This window comes from Variovorax sp. P4_D9 (assembly GCF_056401695.1).
The window spans coordinates 1-2,897 of the sequence record NZ_JBFUIU010000996.1 but is presented as its reverse complement, the minus strand read 5'-3'; the positions used below and the strand labels follow the sequence as shown (position 1 = coordinate 2,897).

3 protein-coding genes and 1 pseudogene are annotated in these 2,897 nt (G+C 65.7%); all 4 read right to left on the bottom strand.

Annotation, left to right across the window (positions count from 1 at the left end; translation table 11 throughout):
* Positions 1–644: YeiH family protein (locus tag AC1DY5_RS49760; protein WP_478121694.1), on the bottom strand; the 644-nt coding region annotated here is incomplete at its 3' end.
* A gap of 68 nt (positions 645–712) precedes the next feature.
* Entirely contained in the window at positions 713–1,363 is a 651-nt protein-coding gene (locus AC1DY5_RS49755) for a DsbA family oxidoreductase (RefSeq protein WP_478121693.1), read from the bottom strand.
* Between the two features lie 9 nt (positions 1,364–1,372).
* Positions 1,373–2,686, bottom strand: a complete 1,314-nt coding sequence (locus tag AC1DY5_RS49750) for an MFS transporter (protein WP_478121692.1) — start codon at positions 2,684–2,686, stop codon at positions 1,373–1,375.
* Between the two features lie 33 nt (positions 2,687–2,719).
* Positions 2,720–2,897, bottom strand: a pseudogene (locus tag AC1DY5_RS49745) (3-keto-5-aminohexanoate cleavage protein); the annotation flags it as partial.

The following is a 2,897-nucleotide window of genomic DNA, read 5'->3' as shown; positions in this document are numbered from 1 at the left end:
TCTCCGGTCTGCTGCGACATTCCGTAGCCGGCCCCCACGACCTGGGCCACGTCGTGGATGGTTCCACCCAGGAACATGCCCGCCTGCGTCGCGTCGAGGCCGAACAACTGGACCACCATCGGGTAGACGATCATGGCCAGCGTGGACAGAGCCGAAACGCCGATGACCGTGAACAGGGTGGCCCGTTCCTTCCCCGGGTGCGCCGCCAAGGCCGCCGACAGGGCAAGTGCCGCCGAGGCCCCGCAAATGGCGGTCGCACCGCCGGTGAGAAGACCGAACAAGGTATTGAATCCCATAGCGCGCGCGACGAGCATCGCCACGAGAATGGTCAGGATGACCGACCCCACGACAAGCACCACCGGATGCCATCCCAGGGCCGCGATCTGGGAGAACGTAAGGCGCATGCCCAGCAGCGCGACGCCGATGCGCAGCACTTCACGCGATGTGAACTCGATGCCTGGCTTGCATTTGCCGTCCACGGCCAGGAAGTTCACGGCCATGCCCAGCAATAGCGCGAAAAGCATCACCGGTGCGTGGTAGTGATCGGCCAGGAAGGTGGCCGCCGCGGCCACCACGATGCTCATCAGGAGGCCCGGAACGAGCAGGTTGCTACGTGTGCGCACGGAAGCGGCCAGTGTTGTCATGGCAAGCGTCTTCGGGAAGGGTGGCACGGATGCCGAATCGGATGTGGATGCGTGTCGAACGGCGGGCGTCAGTTCGTTGCGAAGCCCGCAGCCGCGCGAGCCTCGTTCATGGCCTCCAGCAGGACGTCGACCGGCTGTGCACCGCTCAGTGAGAATTTCCGGTTGAACGCGAGGAGCGGTACGCTCGGTACGCGCGCCAGTTCGGGCGGGCGCCGTCCCACAGTCATCCAGGCCTTCCATGCCGAAGGCTCGAGCCCGTGACGACTGCCGATGGCCAACAGGGTGTCTTCATCGCCGAGGTCCGCGCCCTGCTGGAAATAGCCCGCCAGCAGCGCGTCCAGCAGGGCGTCCAGCATCTCGGGCGACAGTTGCTCCTTGCCGCAGGCCAGCATCTGGTGCGCGAGCAGCGTGTTGGGAAAGCGACGAATGCGATCGAAGTGGATCTCCGTGCCGGCGCGCCTGGCAGCCGCCCGGACCTGGGCCTGCCGGGCATGCACGGCCTCGACGCTCCCCAGGCGCTGCCGGTAGAACGCCTGAAAATCCACGCCCTCCTCGGGCAGGTCGGGGAACAATTGCACCGAGCGCCAATTCACTTGCACCGGAGGATTGCCAGGGATCCGGGTGTACGCCGCCACCGCCTGCTCAAGTTGTTTCTTGCCGATCAGGCACCAGGGACAGACCAGGTCGAGGTAGATGTCGATGTCGAGCTTGTGTGTCATATGGGATCTTCAGGGGGCGACGGCGAGCGCCACGCCGGAGACTTTGGCCACGTCGGCGTCGTAGCTGCGCGCGGACCAGATGAAAGCCGCGGCGGCCAGCACGCTGAAGCAGGGCACGATCGCCATCGCCAGCTGCAGGCCCCACTGGTCCGACAGCACGCCCACCAGGAAGGGACCGACAGCCAGACCGAACAGGTTCTGGAACAGCGACAGCACGGCCGACCCCGTGGAGCGCACGCCAGGGTGGATCACGTCGATGACCACCCCCGACACCACGCCCACGGTGCAGGTCATGAAGAAGCCGCCCAGCAGCACGAGCTTGAATTGCGCCTCTCCGGGCTCGGTACCTGCGAAGGCCGCCAGGAAGATCGCCAGGGTGACCAGGCACAGGACGGCCAGAGCCGGAAGCTTGTTGCGGGGACGGCGCAACGTCAGCCGGTCCACCACGTAGCCCCAGAACACGGAGCCCAATGCGCCGACGAGCACGACCATTGCGGCCTGCATGCCCGCAGCCTCTGGCGCGATGCCGTGGAAGCGGTTGAGGTAGCTCGGCAGCCACGACCACACGGCGGAGACCACGATGAGCTGCATGGCAGAACCTAGGCAGACCCACAGCATGGTGCGTGATCGCGCCAGGGCGCCGAAGATGTGCTTGAGCGTGCCGCCGAGCGACTGGGTGACCTTGTCCAGCCGGGGCGTGAGGGCCACGGTCTTGTAGTCCCGCACGAGCAGATACAGCAGTGCCATCACGAGGCCTGGCACGCCGACCACGCCAAACGCGGCCCTCCAACCCCACTTGGCCGCAATCACGCCCCCGAGCACGACGCCGAGCACGGAACCCAGCGATGCCGCCGCGAAGAAGGCGCCCAGCAGCGCCCCGCGCAGGCGCTTGGGAAACAGCGTCGAGATCAACGCCGCGCCGACCGAGCCGTAGCCGGTCTCGCCGGCGCCCACCACCGCACGCGCCGCAAACAGCTGTCCGAAATTGGTGGTGAACATGCAGGAGATGCTGGCCAGGCTCCAGACGGTCGCCATCACGAAGATGCTCTTCACGCGGCTCACCCGGTCCGCCAGAAGGGCCACCGGGATGCCGCCGACGGCCACCACGATCGAGATGATTGAAACCAGCGAGCCAAGCTGCTTGTCGCTCAGGTTCCACTCGCTCTTGATGTGCGGAAAGAGCGAGACGATGACCTGCCGGTCGATGTAATCGAACAGCATCAGGCCGAAGGTCATCGCGAAGGCGAACCAGGCTTGTCGCTTGCTGATGAGGTAGTCGTCCTTGCGCGCGGGCAAGGCGACTCCTTCCATTGTCATAGCCATGAGTTGTCTCTTTGATTGTTGTCTGAAATCTTGCTACGCCGCCTTGCGCAGGAAGCCCTGCTGGGCGCCGTTGCGGTTGGGCGCAAAGCCGTTGGCCAGCAGGCTTTCTTCCACCGTGTCGTAGAAGACGCCGATCTTGCTGATCTCGCGCGCCTGCTGGGCGGTGGCGATGGGCCGGCCGAACTCGCGCGAGATGCGCACCAGCTGCTCG

Bases quoted from the DNA above. Each gene is read 5' to 3' on its own strand.
- AC1DY5_RS49755 (WP_478121693.1), bottom strand. From the start codon at position 1,363: ATGACACACAAGCTCGACATCGACATCTACCTCGACCTGGTCTGTCCC.
- AC1DY5_RS49750 (WP_478121692.1), bottom strand. From the start codon at position 2,686: ATGGCTATGACAATGGAAGGAGTCGCCTTGCCCGCGCGCAAGGACGAC.